We start from the raw sequence: 24,470 nt of genomic DNA on the forward strand, positions 1-24,470 counted from the left end.
CACTTCAATCGGTGCTCCACCGGCTGTTATCAAACAGAAGCTCTGACTCCAGAAAGTTTCTTTCCACAGCTTCTTTCGAATCTCCGGGAATTCTTTCTTAAGGAGTCTGCTGCTGGCACTCTTATACGCATTGATAAACTTGCTGAGTTCACTCTTGGGCTGAGCCCTGAACATCACATGGATATGATCACCGTCATGGTTCCACTCATCCACCTCAATGCCATATCTGGGTGCGATATAAGAAAAAATTTCCATAGCACGGTCAGAAACAGTATCATCAAAGACATATCGTCGGTATTTCACAACCAAAACAAGGTGATAATACAACAAAAAAACTGAATGAGCATTATGGTCTAACTCTCGCATAATAAAAGACTTCCTTTCTTATCGACTGAGTATATTATACCACAATGCTCACCTATTTTCAAGAACATACGTTCTTTCTTTGCAATTCATCCCAACCACCTAAGAGGAGGGGGAATTCTTGCTAAACAATGTTAAAATATGGACATTCTTTTCTCTTTCCTCAGCCTTTCCTTCTTCAAAACTTTCCTCCCGCAGCTGGCGCATGGTTTCTTCTTCATCATATTCATAAATACTCATTTTCTTCGCCTCCGCTTTGTTTTTCGAGAGAAAATCTGCCAGAATCCCCTCTCTGATACATTCATTAATCGCACGTTCTACTGCATCTTCCAACGGCATATCTGCAACATGATACTGATTTAAGATAATATCAGATACGCTTTTTCATAGACAAGTAGAAAAATAATACTTTATGCACAGTTTAACATAAAGCCTTAGTTGCGTCAATATAAATGATACATTTTTATTTTAATTTATCATATCCTTTGCCGCTTTATACCCGTATTTTTCTTCTGCCTCAAGCACCGCCCGGTTAACCGCTTTTCCTACCACGTATGCAGCCAGGGTTCCTGCCACATCCGGATTGGATTTTACCTCTCCCACAGACAGGGCATAAATGGAATCACCATCCATGGATGTATTCACCGGCCGTATGGTTCTTGCCAGTCCGTTGCTGGCCATTGCTGCAATCTTATTCATCTCTGACTTTGTAAACTTTGCATTGGTAATGACTGCGCCTATCGTTGTGTTGAAAGAAAAACCGCTTGCTGTCTGAAGGGTTCTGACCAGCTCTTCCTCACTGGAAATCATACCATCCTTCTGTGCATTGAGAAGACCCGCCAACTGTTTCCCGGAGTCCATTTCAAATACATCCCCGATAGCATTGACAACTACAATTGCTCCTATCTGAAGTTCATCTATCTGCAGACAGTAACAGCCAAGACCGGATTTCATTGCGTACTCATCTCCATGGATTTTTCCCACAGTGGCTCCCATCCCGGCACCTGCATTTCCGTTTCGTTCTATATTTCTTTCACTGTCAAGGCAGGCTGCATAGCCCATAGTTGCATCAGGACGGACTTTTCCATTTGCACAATTGAGATCGAAGATACAGGAACCCACCACGATTGGTACGATTTCACTGCCTACCTGTATCCCTTTTCCTTTTTCTTCAAGATACTTCATAACTCCTCCGGCAACATCCAATCCATAGGCACTTCCGCCGCTCAGGAACAGTCCATTGATTCCATCATTGCTCATACGCGGATTCAGAAGCTCCGTTTCCCTTGATGCCGGGCCTCCTCCGCGCACATCTACACCACATGGTGCTTTCTCATCACAGATAATTACACTACAGCCTGTTCCATGCTCCTCATCCTGAGCATGACCGATATGAATGTTCTTTATCTCATGAATACTTATCTCTTTCCACTTACTCATGTTCTTCCTCCTTATAATCAAGTACGCTTTACCCTACTCCACCAGCAGCTCCTGCTCGATTTCAAGCCCATACTCCAGAATGCACTGTTTCAGTTCTTCCAGATCACCTGCTTTCAACAGTTCCAGCTTCTTTCTTTTTCCTGCCTCTATAGATACTCCCGCTCCCTGGGCAACTGCCCGCTCATAATCTCTTTTCAGCATTTTAAACGGCTGCAACTCCAGGAAAATATTCGCCTTATTAAATTGGAAAATACGAATTCCACCGTAATCCATATCTCCCCAATGATAATACTCCACATTATCCCCTGCTACATCCACAATTTTCTTTAAGAAACGCACTTCTTTTGGAGAGAAAAACCCGTGACAGAAAATATACAGGGTATCTCTTTTATACTTCTGTTTTTCATAATTTGCCTTATTTTCAATAATGATTACCTGCTTTACATTCGGAAGTCTAAGCGGTGATGCATGCTCCAGAGTCTTCGCATTAATGATGGTTCCATAGAGATTCTGTGACGTGTCTATCTCCACACCGGCATGCGCATCAGCATCTCCTTCCATAGAATAGACAAGAGGTCCTTTCCACTCCAGGGTCTGCGCATAGGACAGAATTCCATGCGCTGCAAGAACTTCATCATTACTCATACCATCTTCATAATCGGGAGAATAATTTGTAAGGATACTAACAACTGCTCCTTCATATTTCTTCCGAAATATCTTGGATGGAGTCAGCCTTTCTTCCGGCAGTTTCGCATTCTGAAATACTCTCGCACTGAAAATCGGCTTTTCCACCGGCTCTTCCAGATGAATCAGCTCATTCAGGCACCGGTACAGACATCCATCTTCTATCCGTTCTTTCGTTGTCTGAGAACAATTCCCTTCGCGTAGCAGACGCAGCTCTTCCTCGTAATACTGTGTAAGCCATGTCCCTTCCGCACGTTTCCTCAAATTTTCCAGAATGTCAATATACCTGAGTTGTCTTTTTCTCGGGTCTTCGACACCTGCCCTTGCACAGAGCGCCGGCATGATATCCGTCGAGTAATGGATGGTACGAATGTTTGTGTTCACATCACACCAGTCAAACCAGACTTTTCCCTGTCCGCCAAGCACGGGATCATTTTCAATCTCTCTTGCCTGGGCAAGAAATCTTTCTCTTCCACCAACCGCCTGCATAACTGCACTATCCACTCCGGGATGATGATAACCGGACGCAGTGCCCGCCCGGTATCCCTTGGTATCTATTTTCTCAATCATCCATTGAATAAGCGTGATTGTCTTCATTTCCGCTTTGCTTTTCTTTGTCACCGTCTCTTCCCTCAATCATTTCCAGATAATTTCCCTTATCAATGTGCATCATGGATATCTGATTCTGATATCTCCGGAATCCGTAGACACTGTCCACATTGCGGATCAGCGATTGGAGACGTTCATCCGGTACGCAGACAATCAGCTGCAATTCCAGCTCTCTTGCATAGCGCAGACATACTTCGCTTCGTTCCTTATCCATCTTGGAAAATGCCTCATCAAGGAGCACCAGACGGATCTTGGAATCCCGGTTACTCTGCTGCATATAGAGCATTGCAAATCCCGCAAGAAGGGCTACATACTTCGGATTCTGTCCTTCTCCTCCGGAATCTCGTCCTGCCATCTCGTCTACCGCATTCTTCTTTACATTACCCTGCTCATCTTCTACTCTCTCGTACATACTGAAGGTCAGGTAGTTACGATAATCTGCATACCTCTCCATTTCCTGTTTGTGAAGAGAACGATTCTGTCCATCCTCATCTCTTGGAGGCATGAATTTTTCTGTCAGCCTCTGAATCTGGCGCTCATATTTCTGATAGAATTCATCCTCGCCAAAGCTCAGCTGTCCCTCAAATCCGTCATTATCCAGAACCTTGCTGTCCAACTCCGGTGCCATCAGCATCTCATAAAACTGTCCATTTTCATTTTCCGCAGGAAGAATGTCTATCTGATAGGTGCTGTCCGAGAATCGGATCTTTGACAGCATTCGGTTAATCTCTCTCTTGTGGCGGTACGCAGCCTTAATCTCGCCATGAATCGTAGCAATCACATTTTCTCTGAGGGAATGGTATACCAGCCGGTACTGCTTTTCAAATTCCTCTTTATACTTCGGTTCAAAATCCTGCCGTATCTGATCCAGTACCCTGTCATACACATCATTGTTCCGTTCTACCCCGGTAAAGCCATACGCCGGATACTCCCGGTTAAATCGGTTACGAGCCATGGCGCGTTCATCCGCTTCGTGCTCTTCCTGCTCTCCCAGGCGAGCCAGCTGTTCATTTAATTTTCTGCGGTAAGCGGTCTCGCTCTGCGTGCAAAGCTGCGCCTTCACTTCCTCAAGCAGAGATTCATTTATCACAAATCCTTCCTGTAGAAATGCCAGCTTCTCTCTGAAATCACCCAGTTCCTTTTCTGCCGCACTCTTATTTTCCGCGCGTCCGATTCGTTCACGATTCACCCGCTCTATTGCTTCATCCAGAGCCGTAATTTTCTCTTCCAGTTCTTCTTTGCGCGCCTTCAGCTGTGCCGTCAACGTACCGTCTTCCAGTTTCTTAAGCTCTTTCTTAAGCTGCTCCTGCTTCGCCAGATAATTTTCCAGTTCATCTGCCGCATAGGACAACTGCAGTAACTGCTCCGGATCCTGATTCAGCTGTTCGAACCGCTGGGCCTGATTCAGAGTATCTCTCATCTGAATATCCCCGATCTGCCTCTTCTGCAGCTCGTACACCTCATCCTCCAGTTCCTTAAGCTTCGCCTTGGAAACTTTGGTACCGATGCAAGCATAACGGGTATAATCATTTTCCCGTAAATGGCGGAACATATAATTACTGTAGGAATAGCAATCCGGAGTCACGCCATCCCGCACTTCATGGAGTTCATCCACCGTCTCACATTTGTGGATTCTTCCCAGATACCGTTTCAGACAAAGATCCACATACGCCTCTTCCGCCTTAACCGCTTCGTACAGGGTTCCCTCCTCTGCCTGCGGCTGATCTCGCTGAATAGCAGCCGTATTAATAATGTCAATTTCTTCATATTCTTTGCGCTTCATTCTGCGGAAAATTTTTGCCGCATCCAGCGCATACTGTGGCTCCGTGATCAGACTGTGTTTGATACGTCCCAGCCTTCCTTCAATGGCATTCTTCCATTTTTCCTCTGTAATATCAAATAAATCTGCAAATATTTCCACATGGATGGTTCGTCCATACTGACTGCTGAGTTCACTCTGAAGCTGTGCCCTGGCGCTTTTCAATTCCTTCCGGTAGGGCTTCCTGTCATTGCGAAGATCCTCTACCATCTCCTGCTTCTCTTTCAGATCCCTCGTAGTCTCCCGGATACTTTCATTCAGATCCGCAAGCTCATCCGCAATCATCTCCAACGCATTCTGGATTCCCTTTTTCAGCTTCTCCAATCCGGATACTGATACGTGACCATCCAGTATTTCATCCAGACGCTGAAGCGTTGGATTACTGATGTAGCCGCTGATGTCTTCATCGTCCTCCCATGCCTTCAGACCATTCAGTATTTCCCTCCACTGTCTGGAGTTACCTGCCAGAAGATGAATGGTGGTTTCCAGATCCTCCAGCTCCTTTTTCTTCACACCGTAATCACTGGCATGAAGCTCCGCCTTCACTTCGATCAGCTCATCTGTCTTCGCCTTCCGCTCTCCGTCCAGCATATTCTTCTTCTCTTCCAGTTCCGATATTTTCTTAAGAATCCCTTCCAGATCGGATTTTTTAGCCTCCAGACGAGTCTTGCAGTTCTCAATCTCCACAATCCGAAGGGTTGCCTCCGTCTGCACCTTATCAGCCTTTACCTTCACAAGCTCCAGATTATGCTCCCGAATCCCTTCCAGAATCTCGATACGGTGCTCCAGATCATCCACCCGTTCCTTAATCTCACGGTAGGCTCCCAGCTGTTCACTGATTGTGGACACCGTATCCTCCTTGCTCTTTGGAAACATGTAGTCTTTGATAAACTGCCCGGTTCCGTTGGTCATACGGAGTGCAATGGCACTTTTCTCCATCGTCATCAGACGTCCCGGATCAATATATCCGAAAATGACGTCATACAGCGTGTTCAGATACGCCTCTTTGGACGGATAAATGCGGTTGACATCCCCCCGTCCCCGATTATCTTCGGATCTGCTTCTCTCCTCAATCAGCTTCTTCAGCCGCGCGACTGTGTAAGGTGTGCCCTGCTCCGTCAGGTATTCATCTTCAGGAATCTTCCCGGAATGGCTGAAGAAATGATATTTTTTCAGTTCAAGATCATTTCTGCCAACCTCAAAAATTGCACCGATACAGGTCGTGATTTTACTGCCGGTATCAACAATTTCCAATACCAGCTGTGAACAGAAATCCACATTTTCACGATTGGACGTTCCATCCTTCTGTGCACCGCGAAGATAACTTAAGACACTTCGTTTATTCTTCGCATCATCTGCTGCCTTATTTAAAAATGTGGACGCCACGCTGCCGTAAAGCACCACCTGAATCGCATCCATCACCGTAGATTTTCCGGAGCCGCTCTTACCACTGAACAGATTCACATATTCATGGAATTCCATTACCTTGTGACCGATACCTCCCCAGTTGTTAATCAGCATCCGGGTAAATATTTTCTTCGATTGTTTCATTCTCCGCGGTCTCCTCTCTGTACTCTTCAACCAGCGCATTAATATCTGCCGCGCTCACATAAAGATTAATCGTACTGTATAAATAAATCGGTGTCCTGTCCTCCACATCCCGGACAGCTCCCGGAAGCTCGATCATCTGATGCTTACTCATCAGATACAGCGCCTCCCGCCACTCCGCTACCGTAAGCTTCCGGTTCAGAAGATTCGTATTTTTACCATATTCCCGGATTTCTTCCAGCGTTGTCACTGTTGCCTTCAATCCCTCGCCCAGGATCTTATCCCGGTAAATCATTTTTACCAGAAGAACAATAATTGTGGTGGTCAGACTCATTTTCTCTGTTTCCACGCCATCTCCCACCAGCCGGAAAATATGCTCCTGGGGATCGTGCGTCAGCTCACATCCCAGTACCGACAGATACTCCTCAATAAATCCTCTGTGCCTTACACACATTTCATAATCCGGATTATCTCTGGGCGTCAGGGTCACCGGATCATAACGCATCTGCACAATACAGGTCTGCCGAAATAGTTTTGATATTGTCTTTTTCAGGTTATCCGCCTCTGTTACGGATAATTCTTCCATATATGCTGCCATCCTCTATTCCTCCCGAATCGTCAGCTCAGAGAACCGGTATCCATCCCTGCTCTCCAGTTCCCGTCCCACTGAGATATCTCTTCTGTCATCCGCAATCTCGGTTGCCTCCTGCCATACAAAAAACAGTTTCTCCAGATCTTCCATAGACTGCACCGTATCCTCTGTTACCCGGAATCTTCCATCCTGTTCATTTTTCTTTCTGAATGCATCAATTTCCTGTCGGGTATACAGCGGCTTAATCACGAATGCATCCAGCTCTTCTCCTGCCTCTTCATCCCGGCGAACCGCCTGCGGCCTGAATTCCTCTTTTTCCGTATCACGCCGTCTGAACAGACTTCGCTCCGTCATTACGCGAAAACGCTCGGTGAGATGCATCCGGTCTGCCAGCTTCTGCAGGATTTCCTCCTGCCTGTCACTCTTATTTAAAATATTGACCAGTGTTACCGTCTGGTCTTCCGATACAGAGCCCTCCATAAGGATATACCGGATTCGTGCCGCCGCACGGCTGGCAAATACGGTCTTCTGCTCAATCAGCTTGTTATATCTTCTCTCAATGGCATCAAATTCCCGCTCAATCAGATAAATAATATCCATTGCCTCCTCGCAGAGCCGTACTGCCCGGTCTCTTTTTCTGCACTGCAGCACATCTTCCTCATCGATTTCCCGCTCCAGAAGCTCCTGCCTGCGCATCTCATTTTCACTTAAATTCCTGTCGATCAGTTCCTTCACCGCCTCCTTATAGCGGTAAAAGCTGTCTGTGGTGGTAAGAATCGCATATTTCTTACTGTCACTGTTATTAATCTCCTTCACCAGAACTTCCTGAATCCCCAGGAAACTCCTCTGTCTGGACAGCTCATCAAAATACCCTCTCATGCCCTCCTGCATATTCGCCAGCATCTGAAGAAGGGACCGCGAGGTCTGAAGCGCGCTCTTCAATATCTCATTATTTTTTTCTTTATCGGAACTGTAGGTATACAGATAACTGTAAACTGCCAGCACGCTTTCCCTCTCCCTGGTATTGTCCTCACTGTATAGCCTCTGAAACAACTGCACAAACAACTGACTGTATTCCGGAAATGAAACCACATAACTGTTCAGTGATTCATCATAATCCCGAATAAGCCATCCCCAGTTCTCCAGATTCTTAAGACAGACGGATGCCATATTGGCTCTGGTAAGCAGTTCTCCTTCCTCGTCAAACTGCTCCTCGCTCCATTCCAGCGTCTCCTTAGCAATCCGCTCATTCATCACCGCCCGGCACTCCCGTTCGGTGAGCCCCAGAAGGGAATAGGATCTCGCGGACTCCTCATAGATTGCCACCAGAAACTGCTGATAGTAGTCCATATATTTACTTGCAAAAAGTTTATAAAATTCCTTCGGAATCTTACTGATCAAATTCATGGATCGTCTCCTTCATATCATGCGCACCATTCCGGTACTTTCTCCCACTCAAAATTAGTCATTCATACGAATATATTGTACTACATCCATGACTGAATGTGTAAAAAAAAGAGGGAGTATCACAAAATCACAATTTTTGCGACACTCCCTTAATATCTCACTTATTAAATTATCCCACCTGATTTATAATGCTTTAATTCTCTCAATTGCTGCCACGGTGTTCTCATAGGAACCGAATGCTGTCAGACGGAAGTATCCTTCTCCGCTCGGTCCGAATCCGGATCCCGGTGTTCCGACTACATTTGCCTTCTCAAGCAGGTAATCGAAGAACTCCCAGGAAGTCATGTTATCCGGTGTCTGCAGCCAGATATACGGTGCATTCACACCACCGGACACATTGTATCCCGCACTCTTTAATCCTTCGTAAATAACCTTTGCATTGTTCATGTAGTAAGCAACCTGTTCTTTCAGCTGTGCTTTTCCGGCCTCAGAGTAAACTGCCTCTCCGGCTTTCTGCACGATGTATGGAGCACCGTTATATTTGGTTCCGTGGCGTCTTGCCCACAGAGAATGCAGTGTTACATCTCCCTGCTTAATATCCTTCGGAATTACGGTTGCACCAAGACGCACGCCGGTAAATCCTGCATTCTTGGAGAAACTTCTAAGCTCGATTGCACAGGTTCTTGCACCCTCGCACTCATAGATGGTGTGTGGCACATCCTCCTCGGAAATATATGCCTCATAAGCAGCATCGTAAATGATGACTGCACCAACTTTATTTGCATAGTCTACCCATTCCTGAAGCTGTGCCTTTGTAATGGTAGAACCGGTCGGGTTATTCGGGAAGCACAGATAAATGATGTCCGGTGTCTCCTTTGGAAGCTCCGGTGCAAAATTCGTCTCTTTGGTACATGGCATGTAAATCACATCGCTCCATGTCTCTGTCTTCGGGTCGTATGTGCCGGTACGTCCTGCCATAACATTGGTGTCCACATATACCGGATATACCGGATCGCAGACTGCAATCTTATTATCTTTGCTGAAAATCTCCTGAATATTACCGGAATCTCCCTTTGCTCCATCAGAAATGAAGATTTCATCCGCTTTAATATCACAGCCTTTATCCTGATAATCGTTCTTTGCCATAGCACTTCTAAGGAACTCATAGCCAAGATCCGGTGCATATCCGCGGAAGGTCTCTGCATGAGCCATCTCATCTACCGCACTGTGCAAAGACTCGATAATTGCCGGTGCCAGCGGCTGAGTGACATCGCCGATTCCCAGCCGGATGATGGATTTATCCGGGTTTGCCGCCTGAAATGCCGCTACTTTTTTTCCAATGGTGGAAAATAAATAGCTTCCTGGTAATTTTAAATAATCCTGATTTACTTTGAACATAATGATTTCTCCTTCTATGTATATATTTCTCCGTCAAATACCATCTCAGCCGGTCCTGTCAGATAAACAGTATTGTCCGACTCCTGCCATTCAACGGTCAAATCTCCTCCTAATAATTTTACCTGAACTTTCCGTTCTGTCAAGTCATTTAACACTCCTGCTACTGCTACCGCACATGCCCCTGTGCCGCAGGCCAGGGTCTCACCGGCCCCTCTCTCCCACACACGCACCCTTACTGTTCTGCGGTCAATCACTTCCGCAAATTCCGTATTAATGCGTCTGGGGAAACGCCCATGGTACTCAAATGCAGGTCCCAACAGATTCATATCAATTCCTTTTACGCTTTTCACATAGACCACCACATGAGGATTACCCATGGAGACGGCTGTCATCCGGTACTCCATGTGATTGATCTCGATTGGTTCATTGCGTACCTCCGTATTACCGGAAATCACCGGTATCCGCTCTGCCCGCAGGATGGGTATTCCCATATCCACAGTTACCGCTTTCACCCGTCCTTCTTCCACATCAAGCCTGAGCGTGCGGATTCCCGCAAGTGTTTCCACCTGGATTTCCCTCTTCCCGGTCATTCCCCGTTCATAGACATACTTACCCACACAGCGGATTCCATTCCCACACATCTCAGCCACAGAACCGTCCGCATTGTATATCTGCATCCGGAAATCCGCCTTATCAGACGGACCAATCAGAATCAGACCGTCTGAACCGACCCCCATGTGCCTGTCACTTAATGCTCTCGCTGTCCTGACCGGATCCCGAACCTCCTCTGTAAAACAATTTACGTACACGTAATCATTTCCCAGCCCATGCATTTTCGTAAATCTCATATATGAAATTTTCCTTTACAGCTTTTACTATTCTTTCATAATACTTAACACCATCTCGGCAGTTTCTACCAGATTTGTTCCGCTGTCCATGCTGCACTTCTGCAGATACCGGTGCGCTTCTCCTTCTGTCATATTGTTACGCGCCATCAAAAGCTCTTTTGCCTCTTTGATGACTGCCCTGTCTCCAGTGCTTCTCTCCCGTTCCTTCTGCTCCCGCTTTCGTTTTCTCCTTCGACGCTCCATAGTATTGAGCATCATTTCCACCGTATTCAAAAGGTCATACACCTTAATCGGCATGGAAAGCCCAACAATTCCTTCGATATCACCTGCACTCCATTTATCCGGCGATGCGATCAGAAGCATTTCAAATGTAGATGGAAGATATTCCCGCAAATCGGTATACATCATATCAACAAGCTTATAGCCACACACCACAATGCCTTCCTCAGCATCCTCCGCATACTGAAGTGCCTGAGCTCCTGTGGTGCAGACGCCCCGGACATTGATACCGCCCCGGGTTAACAGATTTCGAATATTCGCTGCATTATCTTTATTTGGAAATACAACAATAATTCCACTCAAGCTTCCACCTCCTGTCAATCACTACTGCTGCTCTTAACACAGAAAGGTGTTTACATGACATGTAAATATTTCTGAAGTTCCCAATCGGTTACCTGTGAGCGGTAATCTGCATACTCCTTCTTCTTAGCGGCAATAAATTTTTCTGACAGATCTCTGCCCAGCACATCCTGTATAAATGTATCCTTCTCAAATTCACGGATTGCCTCCAGAAGACTTCCCGGTAATTCTTCAATTCCCAGTTTCTCCCTTTCTTCCTTCTCCATTTTATAGATATTGGCATCAATGCTTGCCGGCGGCTCTATCTCTTCGCGGATTCCTTCCAGTCCTGCTGCCAGACACACTGCAAGTGCCAGATACGGATTGGCAGTAGGATCCGGACTTCTAAGCTCCAGTCTGGTATTCTCAGCCAGTGACGTCGGTATACGGATCAGCGGTGTCCGGTTCTTTGCCGACCAGGCAATATAAACCGGCGCTTCATAACCGGGAACCAGCCTTTTATAAGAGTTTACAGTCGGATTCGTAATAAAGCTGATTGCTTTAATATGTTTTAAAATACCTCCTATAAAATAATATGCTTCACGGCTTAAACCGTTGACATCCTGCGGGTCTGAAAATACGTTGATTCCATCCCTGCGAAGAGACATATTCAGATGCATTCCCGATCCATTTTCTCCATATTTCGGCTTGGGCATGAAGGTTGCATGCACTCCATGCCGCTTTCCGATGGTCTTCACAACCATTTTAAATGTCATAATATTATCTGCAGTCGCCAGGGCCTCATCATATTTAAAATCAATCTCATGCTGACCGGCCGCAAATTCATGGTGGGATGCCTCAATTTCAAATCCCATATCTTCCAGTGTCAGCACCATATCACGCCGTGCATTTTCCCCCAGATCAAGAGGTCCCAGATCAAAATAGCTGGCATTTTCATGGGTAATCGTAGTCGGCAAGCCATTATCATCCATATGGAACAGGAAGAATTCACACTCCGGCCCCACATCAAATACATAGCCTTCCTTCCGTGCTTTCTCCGTCACCTTCTTCAGCACATATCTCGGATCGCTCTCAAATGCCGTTCCATCTGCCTTATAAACATTACAGATCAGACGCGCCACCTTTCCCTGCTGCGGCCTCCACGGGAAAATTGCAAATGTATTCAGATCGGGGTAGAGATACATATCGGAATCTTCAATCCTTGCAAATCCCTCAATAGAAGAACCATCAAACATACACTGATTATCCAGTGCCTTTTTTAACTGGCTGGTTGTAATCGCCACATTTTTCATAGTGCCAAAAATATCTGTGAACTGAAGACGGATAAACCCTACGTCCTCCTCTTCTACCATACGCATAATATCTTCTCTGGTATAATTATTCATTACCGTTACCTCCTGTATATTGATATCTAATCATTTTCCGTTTGGTTTAGAAGCTGGTATATAAAAATGGGCGCTCCTCACCTATAGAAAAACGCCCTTGTTTTGAATCATTATAAATATATCTATTTACTTTGTCAATTTGCAACTGTTCAGAGCCAAATAGATTTGTCAAAAAAGAGCGATGAATACTTGTATTCAAAAGCACTTTTTTGCACAAATCTATTTGGCGGATACGCCAACCTCGAAAACACACAGTGTTTTCGAGGTTGGCTCTGAACAGTTACATCAATTTAGTCCTCATCATCCAGCCAGTACTCGTCCTCTGCCTGATAATATACATTAGCATTATTATTTCCGCAACTGATTCCTTTTTTAATCGGAGATATCAGAAATCCCTTCACCATACCCAGTAATATACAACACAGAACTACCAGAATCTTTTCAGCCGGTGTCCAGTCTCTTTCAAAAAAATCCTTCAGCGCTTCCCATACCTGTTTCATGCTTATCGTTCCTCCTTCTTTATACTCCGTTCTGCTCTTTCCATTATACGTGGTTTTCTTCAAAAACTCAAATGATTTTCCGCAATCTCCAATTGAAATCTTTATTTTTTTTTGCTAAAATACTAGCATTGGTGTATTTGAATTGAACAATAAAAATTAAGGTGGAATAACAATGGGAATAGCAATACCAATAGAAACAAGTGCAAGACATATGCACATCTGCGAAGAAGATTTTCATATCCTGTTCGGTGACGACGCAGAACTTACATATAAATCAGAGCTGAGTCAACCGGGACAGTATGTCTGCGAAGAACGTGTTACAATCAAGGGGCCAAAGGGTTCCTTTGAAAATGTGGCACTACTCGGACCTTATCGTCCGGAAACACAGGTAGAGATCTCTATGACCGACTCCCGGAAACTTGGAGTGCCGGGAATCATACGGCAGTCCGGAGACACAAAAGATACCCCGGGGTGCACCCTCATAGGGCCGAAGGGCTCACTGGAACTGGATCACGGTGTCATCGTTGCAAAACGCCACATCCACATGACTCCGGTACAGGCAATCCAGATGAACGTAAAAGACAATGACGAAGTCTTCGTAATCATGGAAAGCTTTGAGCGCTCCCTGATCTTCGCCGATGTCGTTGTCAGAGTCAGTCCCAAATTCGCCCTTGCCATGCATGTAGATACAGACGAAGCCAACGCTTTCGCCAACGACAATCAGCCGACCGGTGTCATCCTGAAGCTGTTCGGTGGAAGAACCTACAATCTGCAAAAATGGGCTGAAGAACTCCAAAGCGGTATATCCAGACTGTAAAAATCCGAAAGACGTGCAGCTTCACACAACAGAAGCATCGCACGCCTTTCTTTTTTCATTATTCTGTTGGTTTCTGATAAAATCTTCCGGAAAGCTGTTCTGTCCGAATCACATTCACAAATGCCTTCGGATCTGTCTGCTTCACTGCATGAATCACCCTTTTGCTTTCCGCGCTGGATACAACCGAATACACCACATGACGTTCACAGTGTCCGTAAGAGCCCTCCCCTTCCAGTATCGTTGCACCATGGTTACATTCTCTTGAAATAGCCTCGCTGATTTCCTGCGCTTTATTTGTAACCACAAATAATGTCTGTTGCTGATATTTTTTGTACAGGGTATGAAGTACCTGCGTCGATGTATACTGAAAAATAATCGAATAAAGCGCCTTGTCCCAACCAAACAGGAGTCCCGCTGCAGCAAGTATCACAACATTTAACGCCAGTATGATATTAAAAGAATCTACTCCCTTTTTTTCTGACAAATAAATTGCAATAAAATCCGTCCCGCCGGTTGTTGCATTTACTAAAAGGCAAACACTGATTACAAATCCATTGATCAGGCCTCCGAATATACTGATCAGCAACGTATCATATGTTATGGTATAGCCCGGTACAATATCAACAAACACACTGCTGAGAACGATCATCAGGCAGGAATACAATGTAAATTTCTTCCCGATAAACCGAAAACCAATATAAACCGGAACAGAATTCAACAATAGATTCACCAGGGAATATGGAATTTCCACATTCCCAAAAATCTGTACTACTCTCTGTATCAGAATCGTTAATCCCGTCGCTCCTCCCGGATATAACCCGCCTGTCCGAACGAATGATTTAATATTTAATGCCATTAAAAAAGCCGCAATACAAATAACAATGACTCTTTTCCCATCTTCTTTCAAACTAAATTTCATCACGTGTCCCCTTTGTAATTTTTCTCTCAATAATACCATACGCGTTCTTCTACAGCTTCGCCGTTAGTGTCTTTGCACTCACTCCCGGCTGCATACCAAGCTTGCCGGAGAGCGCACTGGTCACATCACCAGGCGCATCCAGCACTACACTTATAATTGAAATACCTCTGTCGCGATAGGGAATCCCCATTCTCCCCACAACATATTGACGATATTCATGTAACAGCTCATTAATCGCTGTTGCTGCTTCATCGTTTTTTATAATAATACTAATCACTGAAACTCTGGTATCCATAGGAATTCCTCCATCTGTTATTCATCATCTGTCCTTATGACATCTTCTATACTTCATAGTAAATCCCTTGTCCGGAAAAGTCAATCTGCTATCTGCCGACCCGTCACATCCATATGATAATCCTTTTTATAAATCAGCTGGGATACCGGCACAAGCTCATACCCCTTCTCCTCCAATCCGGTAATTAATGCATCCAGCGCCTGCGCAGTATATTTTGCTCCGTTATGACACAAAATAATGGATCCGTTTCCAAGATCTTTATGCTCAAGAACCGTTTTCAATATAGAATCAACACCGTAATCTTTCCAATCCAAACTATCCACGTTCCATTGAATTGGATAGTAGCCATTCTTTTCTGCATTTAACACAACTGCATTATCGTAATCTCCGTAAGGCGGACGAAACAGATTCATCTCCACTCCCGTCAGTGCTTTCACACGGTTATGCACCTCCATTATTTCGTTCGTCTTCTCTTCCTCCGAAAGCTGGCTCATATTCTTATGATGCTCACTGTGGTTGCCCAAATCATGGCCTGCTGCCAGGATTGCTTTTACATCCTCCGGATACTTTTCCACCCATCCTCCGGTCATAAAAAATGTAACTTTTACATCATGCTTAGCCAGTATATCCAATATTTGCTGTGTATCTTCATTTCCCCATGCCGCATCAAATGTCAGCGCCACTTTCTTTTCATCCGTTTCCACACTGTATATCGGAAGCTCCCGTCCGTTCACATGACTGGATACACTCGTATATGAGGATAGATATTTAAAAGAACCGGCAAGGGCTATCATCAGCATCAAAAGCAACGTGCCATATTGCTTCCATTTTCTTTTTTCGTGCATTCTCCGTCTCCGAAACAGTCATTTTACTTATATTGTATGCTGGCATACTTCGTCCTACGTCATTTGGGGACAGGGCATTTTGCAAAAAGGTACACCACAAATGTTAATTGGGGACGTAGTAAAGTTCACTTTACTACGTCCCCAATTAACAAAAATCCATGTCCGGGCAGTTCCACATTATTTAACTCTATCTCCTCACCCGTCATCAGATTGCGATACGCTCCCTCTTCCTTCATCCAGGCAGTTCTCGGGTTATCATTGAAGTTGAAGATACCGAAGAATCTCTCTCCCTCACATTCTCTTAAAATGCAGAGAATGCTGTTGTCCTTCACATCATAAGTGTAAACACTGGCATCCGTATCAAATACGCGCAGATTTCTCCGAATTTCTTCCATCCGGTTTAGCCCATGGAATATCTTTCCCTGCACGGTATTCTCATCCCGGCTATATTCTGCCAGCTCCCAGCGGAATGCCCCACGATGTACATAGCGGGAATCTTCTCTTTTTTTCGGGTCTTCCTTATAGGTATAATCATTCACCTGTCCTACTTCATCTCCACTGTATAACATTGGAATTCCGGACTGGGTCAGCATATATGCATGCAGCATGAGAATCATCCGCACGGCATCGTCTGTTTTCTTCTCGTCCTGTTCGAATCCGGCACTTTCCAGACCGCACATAGAGGCTGTTGTTCCACAGAACCGGGCATCCTGTGTCACCGGATCGTCATTATACAGTTCTCCGCGGCTTACGCTTCCCTCCACTTTTCCGGTAAAGAAATCATTGAGAAATCTCTTGTGACTCACTTCTTCCATGCCCCACCGGCGCAGGGTTCCAAAGTCCAGTCCCCAGCCGATGTCATCATGACATCGGAGATAATTCAGGAAGGTATATTCTTTCGGCAGGCTGTTCACAATATCCATCTGCTGTTTCAGAAGACGGATATCCCGGGTTGCCACACTGTTCCATGTGGTTGCCATTGTTGTCACATTGTAGAGCATGTGACATTCCGGCTTCTCTACCGTTCCAAAATAAGGTACTACCTTCTCCGGCTCCATAACGACTTCTCCCAGAAGAACTACACTCGGGCAGACGATTTCCGCAATCATTCGCATCATGCGCACAATGGTATGTACCTGCGGCAGGTTCCGGCACTGGGTCCCCAGTTCTTTCCAGATATAAGGCACTGCATCAATACGGATGATATCCATTCCCTGATTGGCAAGACAGAGGAAATTATACATCATCTCATTAAATACTCTCGGGTTTTTGTAATTCAGATCCCACTGATAAGGATAAAATGTTGTCAGCACATGATGCCCGACCTCCGGAAGCCAGGTAAAATTCCCCGGCGCTGTTGTCGGAAACACCTGGGGAACGGTCCGCTCATACTGTGCCGGTATATCATAACTGTCATAGAAGAAATATCGGCTCATGTACTCTCCTTCACCATTTCTGGCGCGCCTTGCCCACTCATGATCTTCGGAAGTATGGTTCATCACAAAATCCATACAGACATTCATCTCCTGCTGATGGCAGGCATCCGCAAATTCTGCCAGATCCTCCATGCTTCCCAGATCCGGGCGCACCTTACGGAAATCTGCTACCGCATAGCCTCCATCCGAACGTCCTTCCGGGGAATCCAGGAAGGGCATCAGATGTACGCAGTTCACATTGCATCGTTTTAAATAAGGAATTTTCGTCTTCATCCCCTGAAGATTCCCTGCAAAATTATCAATATAGAGCATCATGCCAAGCATGTTCTTTTTCTTAAACCAGTCCGGCTCCTGCTCTCTTTTCTCATCTCTGTTCCGAAGCTTTTGCCTGCGCTCTTTGTAAAATCGATACAGCTGACTGCACAGCTCCGCAAACATATCATCGTTTTGATAAAGCTCCATATAAAGCCATCTCAGCTCGTCATGATGCCTGTCCATCCTTCTCTGAAATACTTCATCAGCCTTTGACATTGCTTCTTTATTCCTTTCTCTTTCAAATAAAAACACAGATTACACACGTGTAAGATACATCTGAATTGCCGGATATTCACAGAATCTTTCTGTGACAGGCATACCCATCTCCATCAGTGCACTTCCGCTGTATACTTTACCGCTTAACTCATCTTTATATAAAGCATCACTGTCCAGTCCCTGCAGTTTTACATACGGAACCGTCATATTGCCATGCATCTCCAGCAACACAACATTCAGCAGTACTTCCCTCTGATCCTCGGATACAAATGCCCATGCTCCCGTCTCATCCGTAAATGGATTGGTCAGACGGTAGTATGTTCCGTTCTGAATCAATGGTGCATATTTCTTATAGTCCGCCACCTGCTGACGGATTTCTTCCTTTTCTTCTTTCGTAAGCTTGCCCAGATCCAGCTCATATCCAAAGGTTCCTGCCATTGCCACCACACCTCTGGTATGCATGGAAGTGATTCTTCCGGTCTGATGATTCGGCACCGCAGACACATGGGAACCTACTGTCGATACCGGATAACCAAAAGAGGTGCCATACTGGATTCTCACACGGTCAACCGCATCCGTATTATCACTGCACCAGATCTGCGGTGTGTAATACATCATGCCCGCGTCAAACCGTCCGCCGCCGCCGCTGCATCCTTCAATCAGCATATCCGGATAGCGCTGCATCAGACGCTCCAGGAAATCATAAACTCCAAGCACATAATCATGAAGCACTCTTCCCTGATCCTTTGTAACTGCGGAATAAATATCCGACAAACTGCGGTTCTTATCCCATTTCACATATTCGATATTTCCCTGATCTAACACAGCGCAGATTTTTTCAAAAATGTAATCTACAACTTCTTTTCTGGAAAAATCAAGCACTAACTGATTTCTGCTGCGTCCCGGTTTTCTACCCGGAATTGTAAATGCCCAGTCCGGATGTGCCCGATAGAGGTCACTGTCCTCGGAAATCATCTCCGGTTCAATCCAGATACCGAATTTTATGCCCAGAGCGTTGATTCGTTCAATCAGCTCTCCCAGTGTACATCCAAGCTTCTTCTCATTCACCGTCCAATCCCCGAGACCGCTGTTATCATCGTCACGTTTACCAAACCATCCGTCGTCCATGACTACCATCTCGATTCCAACCTCTTTGGCATGAACTGCCAGGTCATAGATTGTCTCTCCGGTAAAATCAAAGTAAGCTGCCTCCCAGCTGTTTACCAGAATTGGCCGTATCTCTTCTTTATACTTTCCGCGGCATACATGTTTGCGGATGCAGGTATGCAGATTCTGAGACAGACGGTTCAGACCTTCATGTGTATAGGTCAGGATCACCTCCGGTGCGACAAAACTCTCTCCCTGATCAAGCGGATAAGAGAACTGCTCATCCTGAAGACCAAGAAGCACTCTCGTCAGATTACACTGATCCTTTTCCGCCTCTCCCTTAAAATTACCACTGTACATAAAGGATAATCCATAACAGCTTCCAGCAGATTCCGTAGCAGACTGCTCCGCCAGAATCATCATCGGATTATATTGATGACTGGAGCTTCCTCTCCGGCTGCCGATCACAGAGTTTCCATGTCCCACTGCTGCTCTCTGGAAATTCCGCTCCATAGCATGACGGCCATAGAAGGTAATCAGGTCATAATCTCCGGATACAAAATCCAGACATGCGGACTGAACCTTCTCCAGATAAATCCTGCCCTCTCCCTGATTTGTGATTTTTACTGCTCTGGTAATAATATCACGCTCCGGAAGGACACCGTACAGCAGCACAACCTTCATTTTCAATACCGGATCTTCCATAACAATCTCCAGAGTCTCCGCCTCTGTTTCATCTGCATAAACAGCCGGAAGTCCCTCAAGAGCATATTTTCCTTTTTTAATCTCATAATCACAGAATCTCAGGTCACATCCCTGAATTCCCTTTTCATCCTCCACTACAAGGGCTGCACTTCTGTAATCCCCAGTACCCATACATGGAAATTCCTGTGGCAAAATATCCAGGGAGTATGTACGGTCATTTTCCGAATCATAAGGAATACCCGCAAATCCTCTGTCGAAATAAGTCAGAAGAAAATCCATACAGCCTTCGGCCTTTCTTCCATAATACAGGTGCATCAGATATCCAAAACGATCTATCTGCATCTGATACGTCGAATTTTTTGTGTGTAATGTAAATGTTCTGTCTACTTCATTGAAAATTATTGCCATAAATATCTCCTTTTCTAACCACTCAATGCCCATCCTGAACAGATGGGCATATCGCAGAATTTCCTGCATTTTGTATTATGATATCCTGGTATCTTTCACTACTTGACTGCTCCATTTACAACACCATTCAAAATCTGTTTCTGACAGATCAGGTAGAAGATCAGAATCGGCAATAAGGCAAGCAGATAAGATGCAAAAGCCAGATTATAATTTGTACCGAACTGTGTCTGGAAATTCAGCTGTGCAAGAGGAAGAGTCGTTCCTCCCTCACCGGACATGACAACCAGCGGAGTCATAACGTCATTCCATGTTCCCAGTGCTGTAAGTACTGCAACCGTAGCATGCATAGGTTTCATGATCGGGAAGATTACCTTCCAGTAAGTTGTCCAGGTATTCGCTCCGTCCACATATGCAGCCTCCTCAAGAGCAAGAGGAATATTTGTCAGATATCCGGAATATAATAATACATTCATTGGCATATAGAATACCACATAAAGCAGAATTACGCCAGCCATATTCGCAAGTCCAAGCTGAGCTGTCTGCTTTACAACAGGCATCATCAGGATTGCAAACGGAACGAACATACCACTTACAACATACAGGTAAATAAATTTGTAAAATTTACTCTTTGCTTTGTTGCGTCCGATTACATATCCCAGCATGGAATGAAGTATGATTGAAATACCTACTGCCAATACTGTAATAATCAGACTGTTACCCAGGGAATGCCAGAAGTCTGTCACACGCATTGCCTCGGCAAAATTTTCAAGGCTCCAGGATTTCGGCAGGGAAAGGATTCCCGCAACATCATTTGTCATCTCGGAAGGTTTCTTAAAAGCGATTACAATTGTCATATAAAGAGGAAATGCAACGGTAATCAGACCTGCGATTAACAGAGCCGTAATCGGCCAGTTCACTTTTGCTTTTACTTTTTTATTCATTACAGCTGTTCCTCCTTATTTCCTAATACTGTCATCTGGAATACAGAAATTGCCACGATTACTACGAAGAAAATTACTGCGTTGGCACTCTGGAAACCAAACTGTCCGCCTCCCATACCATTGTTATAGATCAGGTAAGAAATGGACTCTGTACTCTGCGCCGGACCTCCCTTGGTCAATGCCATGATCTGATCAAATACCATCAGGAAGTTCTTCACACAGAGAACCATGTTAATAGAGAAGAATGGAAGGATCAGCGGAAAAGTAAGATGCTTAAACTGTTTCCATCCTGTCGCCCCATCAATAGCTCCTGCTTCATAAACATCTTCCGGAACCGTCTGCAAACCGGAAATATAGATAATCGTATTCATTGCAATCGACTGCCATGCACATACGATTACAACAGCAATCCATGCAAGCTTCGTGCTGGAAAGCATACTGGAGCTCAATCCTTCACTTCCGATCATTTTTCCGAGTGCCGGAAGAATGTATGTGAAAAAGTAGTTGAAAATATAACCTACAACCAACGCTCCCAATACGTTTGGAATAAAGTATGCACCACGCAGAGCACTCTTGAATTTGATCTTGCTGTTCAGTCCCAGTGCAAGGATCAGACTGATTACATTCGTAACAATGGTTGCCGTAATAGCTAATTTGAAAGTAAACAGATAAGACCCTCCGACTCTTGCATCTGTAAAGAGATCTATGTAGTTGCGAAGACCAACCCAGTCATAGCTTCCATAGCCCTTGAAATTGGTAAAACTGTAAATAACACCTTTGATTAACGGTAATGTATTAAAGCAGAAGAACAGTGCTACAATCGGAATTGTAATCATCAGATATGTCCGCTTTCTGTTACCCATTGCTGCTTTTTGCATGCTTCGTTTCCCCCTTCCTATTTCTCATCTGCATGTTCTGCTTCGTATGCTTCCACCTTGCGGATAATATCACGGTTATATCTCTGCCAGTCTTTATCGAATTTGGCAAGGAATTTATCCACATCTCCATGCATCAGGAATGTCTGAATCTGTGCGTCAACCGACATTTCCGCAGGATAGTAATGATCCTGATAATCGGCCATTCTTCCCGCATCGATGTATTTCTTCATTCCATCCAGAGTAGATGGCAGTTCAAAATCTCCTTCCTTACACGGAACTGCATCCTGCGCATCCAGATAAGTCTGAATGCTCTCATCTTCCAGAAGGAAATTCAGCACTTCATATGCTGCTTCTTTGTTCTCACAATCTTTTGTGACACAGAACTGAAGGTCAATACCGGAATTCAGCTTGTTGTCCGCTTCGTCACTGCATCCCGGGAACACGAAGGAATCAATATTCATATCCGGGTTTACAGATTTAATCTGAGGAACCGCATAGCTTCCGATGGTATACATAGCCGATTCTTCATTAGCAAATGCCGTACATGCTCCGTTATAGTCATATGCAAACGGATCATCCGGTCCATATTCAAGAAGTGCAAGCATCTTTTCAGACACTTCTCTGTATTCATCTGAAAATGTTGTCTCTCCCTTATTCACCTGCTGGCATACATCGGATGGTGCCAGGTCTACTGCTGCTGCATTCCACGGTGCAAGGCATGTCCATGTATCCTTGAATCCAAAATACAGTGGCAGGATTCCTTCTGCCTTAATTTCATCACACAGCGCGATGAATTCCTCCCATGTTTCCGGGATTTCCCATCCGTGCTCCTCAAACATATCCCTGTTGTAAAGAATGCCTGCCGCATTTGCCACATATGGGACAGCGTAAACTCCTTCATAAGGCACAAATTCCAGCGCCTTGTCTATGTCCTTATATGCGGGCTTAATGGAGTCCAGACCCTCAAAATCTGAAATATCCATGATCATTTCTGCATCCAGGAAGTTGGAAAAGTTCACATCTCCTCCGATTCCGATAATATCCGGAACATCCTCCCGGATAAATCTGGTCTTGAGAACGGTCATAGCATCGTTTGGGGATTCGATCTTTAATTCGATATCATCGTGAGATTCATTGAACCGCTCTTCCAGCTCCTCGAAAATCTTTACCGCTTCCGGCTTGTACTGCAACATAGTAATTACAGTCTTCCCATTGTCTGTCTCACTCTGACAGCCGGTCAGCAGCATCGCCGCAGTCATTGTCATGACTAACAGCAGGCTGATCATTTTCTTTCCTTTCCTATACATCTCTCATTTTGCTCCTTTCTGGTTCTTTTTTTAACTTTCTCTAACTACGCACATTGTAACATACCATAATGCGTCTATAAATATCCGCATTTTTCATGTTTTATACCAAAATGCCGTTTTCAAACATATATAATAAAGTAGTCTAGCATTTTGGTATATTTCAGGATATAATGAGAAAAAAGATCGAAAAAACACTGTAGACAGAAGAACGGAGGATTAGAATCTATGAGTGATTCCATGTTTTTTGTTTTTCCAAATGAAAATTTTGTAGACCTTGGACTATATCAGTATGGCTGGGAAAAATGTTCCCCTTCCCATTCCTTCGGACCCGCAGCCCGCAATCACTACCTGTTTCACTACGTCATATCCGGGACAGGAATCCTGTATGCAGACGATTCACACGGTGTCACCCAGCCCTATCACATCAAAAGCGGGCAGGGCTTCATGATGTTTCCCCACCAGGTGAATACCTATATCGCAGACTCCACTCTTCCCTGGGAATATGTCTGGCTTGAATTTGATGGTCTCCGCGCCAAAGAAACAGTAGAAATTGCCGGTCTCACACCTGATAATCCAATCTATCACGCCAACTCCAGAGATTTACGCAACGACCTGATGAACGAGATGCTATATATTACCAACCACTCAGATATGTCATCCTTTCATCTGATCGGTCACCTGTATCTTTTTCTGGATTACCTGACCCGTTCCTCTTCCTCCCGCCGGATAAAACAGAGCGGAAAGGTCAGAGATTTCTACATCAAAGAAGCCCTGTCCTTCATCGAACAGAACTTCCAGAATGATATCAGCGTAGAGGATATCGCGGCCTTCTGCGGATTGAACCGCAGTTATTTCGGAAAAATTTTCCACGATACCATTGGTAAATCCCCCCAGGAATTTCTAATGAACTATCGGATGACTAAGGCTGCCGAGCTTCTGAAACTTACCTCGCTTTCCATCAGTGATATCGGAAATGCTGTGGGATATCCCAATCAGCTTCACTTTTCAAGGGCATTTAAAAATATTTACGGAGAATCTCCCAGAAACTGGAGAAATGAACATAAACTTCAGGCACCGGATTAGGTGTACAGATACAGTTTGGGGACAGC

22 protein-coding genes are annotated in these 24,470 nt (G+C 44.9%); 2 read left to right on the forward strand and 20 right to left on the reverse strand.

The window, feature by feature from the left end:
* The 12 genes from tnpA to ACQRCC_RS12645 form a co-directional block, all read right to left on the reverse strand.
* The coding region (gene tnpA, locus ACQRCC_RS12590) for an IS200/IS605 family transposase (protein WP_427851127.1) at positions 1 to 366 on the reverse strand (366 nt) is incomplete at its 3' end.
* Between the two features lie 99 nt (positions 367 to 465).
* On the reverse strand, positions 466 to 702 hold the full coding sequence (locus ACQRCC_RS12595; RefSeq protein WP_427851128.1) for a hypothetical protein: 237 nt from the start codon (positions 700 to 702) through the stop codon (positions 466 to 468).
* Between the two features lie 129 nt (positions 703 to 831).
* Positions 832 to 1,803: a P1 family peptidase gene (locus ACQRCC_RS12600; protein ID WP_427851129.1), complete on the reverse strand. Its 972-nt coding sequence runs from the start codon at positions 1,801 to 1,803 to the stop codon at positions 832 to 834.
* Positions 1,804 to 1,836: 33 nt separating this feature from the next.
* Positions 1,837 to 3,108: a Wadjet anti-phage system protein JetD domain-containing protein gene (locus tag ACQRCC_RS12605; RefSeq protein ID WP_427851130.1), complete on the reverse strand. Its 1,272-nt coding sequence runs from the start codon at positions 3,106 to 3,108 to the stop codon at positions 1,837 to 1,839.
* Complete coding sequence (locus tag ACQRCC_RS12610) at positions 3,050 to 6,466, reverse strand: SbcC/MukB-like Walker B domain-containing protein (protein WP_427851131.1); 3,417 nt, start codon at positions 6,464 to 6,466, stop codon at positions 3,050 to 3,052. The genes ACQRCC_RS12605 and ACQRCC_RS12610 overlap by 59 nt, the downstream gene beginning before the upstream one ends.
* Positions 6,426 to 7,061, reverse strand: coding sequence for a DUF4194 domain-containing protein (locus ACQRCC_RS12615; protein WP_427851132.1), 636 nt, complete (start codon positions 7,059 to 7,061; stop codon positions 6,426 to 6,428). Before ACQRCC_RS12615 ends, ACQRCC_RS12610 begins: the two co-directional genes overlap by 41 nt.
* 3 nt (positions 7,062 to 7,064) lie before the next feature.
* Complete coding sequence (locus tag ACQRCC_RS12620) at positions 7,065 to 8,462, reverse strand: Wadjet anti-phage system protein JetA family protein (protein WP_427851133.1); 1,398 nt, start codon at positions 8,460 to 8,462, stop codon at positions 7,065 to 7,067.
* Positions 8,463 to 8,645: 183 nt separating this feature from the next.
* A complete protein-coding gene (locus ACQRCC_RS12625; RefSeq protein ID WP_427851134.1) occupies positions 8,646 to 9,860 on the reverse strand; it encodes an LL-diaminopimelate aminotransferase in 1,215 nt (404 codons plus the stop codon).
* A gap of 14 nt (positions 9,861 to 9,874) precedes the next feature.
* Positions 9,875 to 10,708 (reverse strand): diaminopimelate epimerase, encoded by an 834-nt coding sequence (gene dapF / locus ACQRCC_RS12630; protein WP_427851135.1) that lies wholly within the window; start codon positions 10,706 to 10,708, stop codon positions 9,875 to 9,877.
* Between the two features lie 27 nt (positions 10,709 to 10,735).
* Positions 10,736 to 11,290: an ANTAR domain-containing response regulator gene (locus ACQRCC_RS12635; protein WP_427851136.1), complete on the reverse strand. Its 555-nt coding sequence runs from the start codon at positions 11,288 to 11,290 to the stop codon at positions 10,736 to 10,738.
* 50 nt (positions 11,291 to 11,340) lie between these two features.
* The gene (glnA, locus tag ACQRCC_RS12640) at positions 11,341 to 12,672 is read right to left on the reverse strand and encodes a type I glutamate--ammonia ligase (protein WP_427851137.1); all 1,332 of its coding nucleotides are present in this window, start codon (positions 12,670 to 12,672) and stop codon (positions 11,341 to 11,343) included.
* A gap of 290 nt (positions 12,673 to 12,962) precedes the next feature.
* Entirely contained in the window at positions 12,963 to 13,172 is a 210-nt protein-coding gene (locus tag ACQRCC_RS12645) for a hypothetical protein (protein ID WP_427851138.1), read from the reverse strand.
* A 172-nt stretch (positions 13,173 to 13,344) separates the two neighbouring features.
* Between ACQRCC_RS12645 and ACQRCC_RS12650 the strand changes: the two genes are divergently transcribed.
* Positions 13,345 to 13,989, forward strand: a complete 645-nt coding sequence (locus tag ACQRCC_RS12650; protein WP_427851139.1) for a PduL/EutD family phosphate acyltransferase — start codon at positions 13,345 to 13,347, stop codon at positions 13,987 to 13,989.
* Between the two features lie 58 nt (positions 13,990 to 14,047).
* On the opposite strand, the gene ACQRCC_RS12655 is transcribed toward ACQRCC_RS12650, so the two are convergent.
* The 8 genes from ACQRCC_RS12655 to ACQRCC_RS12690 all read right to left on the reverse strand — a co-directional run bounded on the left by ACQRCC_RS12655 (position 14,048) and on the right by ACQRCC_RS12690 (position 23,361).
* On the reverse strand, positions 14,048 to 14,908 hold the full coding sequence (locus ACQRCC_RS12655) for a YitT family protein (RefSeq protein WP_427851140.1): 861 nt from the start codon (positions 14,906 to 14,908) through the stop codon (positions 14,048 to 14,050).
* A gap of 49 nt (positions 14,909 to 14,957) precedes the next feature.
* A complete protein-coding gene (locus ACQRCC_RS12660; protein ID WP_427851141.1) occupies positions 14,958 to 15,203 on the reverse strand; it encodes a TM1266 family iron-only hydrogenase system putative regulator in 246 nt (81 codons plus the stop codon).
* A gap of 80 nt (positions 15,204 to 15,283) precedes the next feature.
* Positions 15,284 to 15,997, reverse strand: coding sequence for a polysaccharide deacetylase family protein (locus ACQRCC_RS12665; protein ID WP_427851168.1), 714 nt, complete (start codon positions 15,995 to 15,997; stop codon positions 15,284 to 15,286).
* A gap of 176 nt (positions 15,998 to 16,173) precedes the next feature.
* Positions 16,174 to 18,015 carry an amylosucrase gene (locus ACQRCC_RS12670; protein ID WP_427851142.1) on the reverse strand — a complete coding sequence of 614 codons (1,842 nt, stop codon included), beginning with the start codon at positions 18,013 to 18,015 and terminating at the stop codon, positions 16,174 to 16,176.
* Positions 18,016 to 18,054: 39 nt separating this feature from the next.
* Positions 18,055 to 20,235 (reverse strand): alpha-galactosidase, encoded by a 2,181-nt coding sequence (locus ACQRCC_RS12675; RefSeq protein WP_427851143.1) that lies wholly within the window; start codon positions 20,233 to 20,235, stop codon positions 18,055 to 18,057.
* A gap of 98 nt (positions 20,236 to 20,333) precedes the next feature.
* A complete protein-coding gene (locus tag ACQRCC_RS12680; RefSeq protein WP_427851144.1) occupies positions 20,334 to 21,176 on the reverse strand; it encodes a carbohydrate ABC transporter permease in 843 nt (280 codons plus the stop codon).
* Positions 21,176 to 22,054 (reverse strand): carbohydrate ABC transporter permease, encoded by an 879-nt coding sequence (locus tag ACQRCC_RS12685; RefSeq protein ID WP_427851145.1) that lies wholly within the window; start codon positions 22,052 to 22,054, stop codon positions 21,176 to 21,178. The genes ACQRCC_RS12680 and ACQRCC_RS12685 overlap by 1 nt, the downstream gene beginning before the upstream one ends.
* A gap of 17 nt (positions 22,055 to 22,071) precedes the next feature.
* Entirely contained in the window at positions 22,072 to 23,361 is a 1,290-nt protein-coding gene (locus ACQRCC_RS12690) for an ABC transporter substrate-binding protein (RefSeq protein WP_427851146.1), read from the reverse strand.
* 225 nt (positions 23,362 to 23,586) lie between these two features.
* Between ACQRCC_RS12690 and ACQRCC_RS12695 the strand changes: the two genes are divergently transcribed.
* Positions 23,587 to 24,444, forward strand: coding sequence for an AraC family transcriptional regulator (locus ACQRCC_RS12695; RefSeq protein WP_427851147.1), 858 nt, complete (start codon positions 23,587 to 23,589; stop codon positions 24,442 to 24,444).
* Positions 24,445 to 24,470: the final 26 nt, after the last annotated feature.

The organism is Sporofaciens sp. SGI.106 (assembly GCF_050314255.1).
In the GTDB taxonomy this organism is placed as follows: Bacteria; Bacillota; Clostridia; order Lachnospirales; family Lachnospiraceae; genus Claveliimonas.

Bases quoted from the DNA above. Each gene is read 5' to 3' on its own strand.
- ACQRCC_RS12595 (WP_427851128.1), bottom strand. From the start codon at position 702: ATGCCGTTGGAAGATGCAGTAGAACGTGCGATTAATGAATGTATCAGA.
- ACQRCC_RS12600 (WP_427851129.1), bottom strand. From the start codon at position 1,803: ATGAGTAAGTGGAAAGAGATAAGTATTCATGAGATAAAGAACATTCAT.
- ACQRCC_RS12610 (WP_427851131.1), bottom strand. From the start codon at position 6,466: ATGAAACAATCGAAGAAAATATTTACCCGGATGCTGATTAACAACTGG.
- ACQRCC_RS12615 (WP_427851132.1), bottom strand. From the start codon at position 7,061: ATGGCAGCATATATGGAAGAATTATCCGTAACAGAGGCGGATAACCTG.
- ACQRCC_RS12620 (WP_427851133.1), bottom strand. From the start codon at position 8,462: ATGAATTTGATCAGTAAGATTCCGAAGGAATTTTATAAACTTTTTGCA.
- ACQRCC_RS12625 (WP_427851134.1), bottom strand. From the start codon at position 9,860: ATGTTCAAAGTAAATCAGGATTATTTAAAATTACCAGGAAGCTATTTA.
- dapF (WP_427851135.1), bottom strand. From the start codon at position 10,708: ATGAGATTTACGAAAATGCATGGGCTGGGAAATGATTACGTGTACGTA.
- glnA (WP_427851137.1), bottom strand. From the start codon at position 12,672: ATGAATAATTATACCAGAGAAGATATTATGCGTATGGTAGAAGAGGAG.
- ACQRCC_RS12645 (WP_427851138.1), bottom strand. From the start codon at position 13,172: ATGAAACAGGTATGGGAAGCGCTGAAGGATTTTTTTGAAAGAGACTGG.
- ACQRCC_RS12650 (WP_427851139.1), top strand. From the start codon at position 13,345: ATGGGAATAGCAATACCAATAGAAACAAGTGCAAGACATATGCACATC.
- ACQRCC_RS12655 (WP_427851140.1), bottom strand. From the start codon at position 14,908: ATGAAATTTAGTTTGAAAGAAGATGGGAAAAGAGTCATTGTTATTTGT.
- ACQRCC_RS12660 (WP_427851141.1), bottom strand. From the start codon at position 15,203: ATGGATACCAGAGTTTCAGTGATTAGTATTATTATAAAAAACGATGAA.
- ACQRCC_RS12665 (WP_427851168.1), bottom strand. From the start codon at position 15,997: ATGATAGCCCTTGCCGGTTCTTTTAAATATCTATCCTCATATACGAGT.
- ACQRCC_RS12670 (WP_427851142.1), bottom strand. From the start codon at position 18,015: ATGTCAAAGGCTGATGAAGTATTTCAGAGAAGGATGGACAGGCATCAT.
- ACQRCC_RS12675 (WP_427851143.1), bottom strand. From the start codon at position 20,235: ATGGCAATAATTTTCAATGAAGTAGACAGAACATTTACATTACACACA.
- ACQRCC_RS12680 (WP_427851144.1), bottom strand. From the start codon at position 21,176: ATGAATAAAAAAGTAAAAGCAAAAGTGAACTGGCCGATTACGGCTCTG.
- ACQRCC_RS12685 (WP_427851145.1), bottom strand. From the start codon at position 22,054: ATGCAAAAAGCAGCAATGGGTAACAGAAAGCGGACATATCTGATGATT.
- ACQRCC_RS12690 (WP_427851146.1), bottom strand. From the start codon at position 23,361: ATGTATAGGAAAGGAAAGAAAATGATCAGCCTGCTGTTAGTCATGACA.
- ACQRCC_RS12695 (WP_427851147.1), top strand. From the start codon at position 23,587: ATGAGTGATTCCATGTTTTTTGTTTTTCCAAATGAAAATTTTGTAGAC.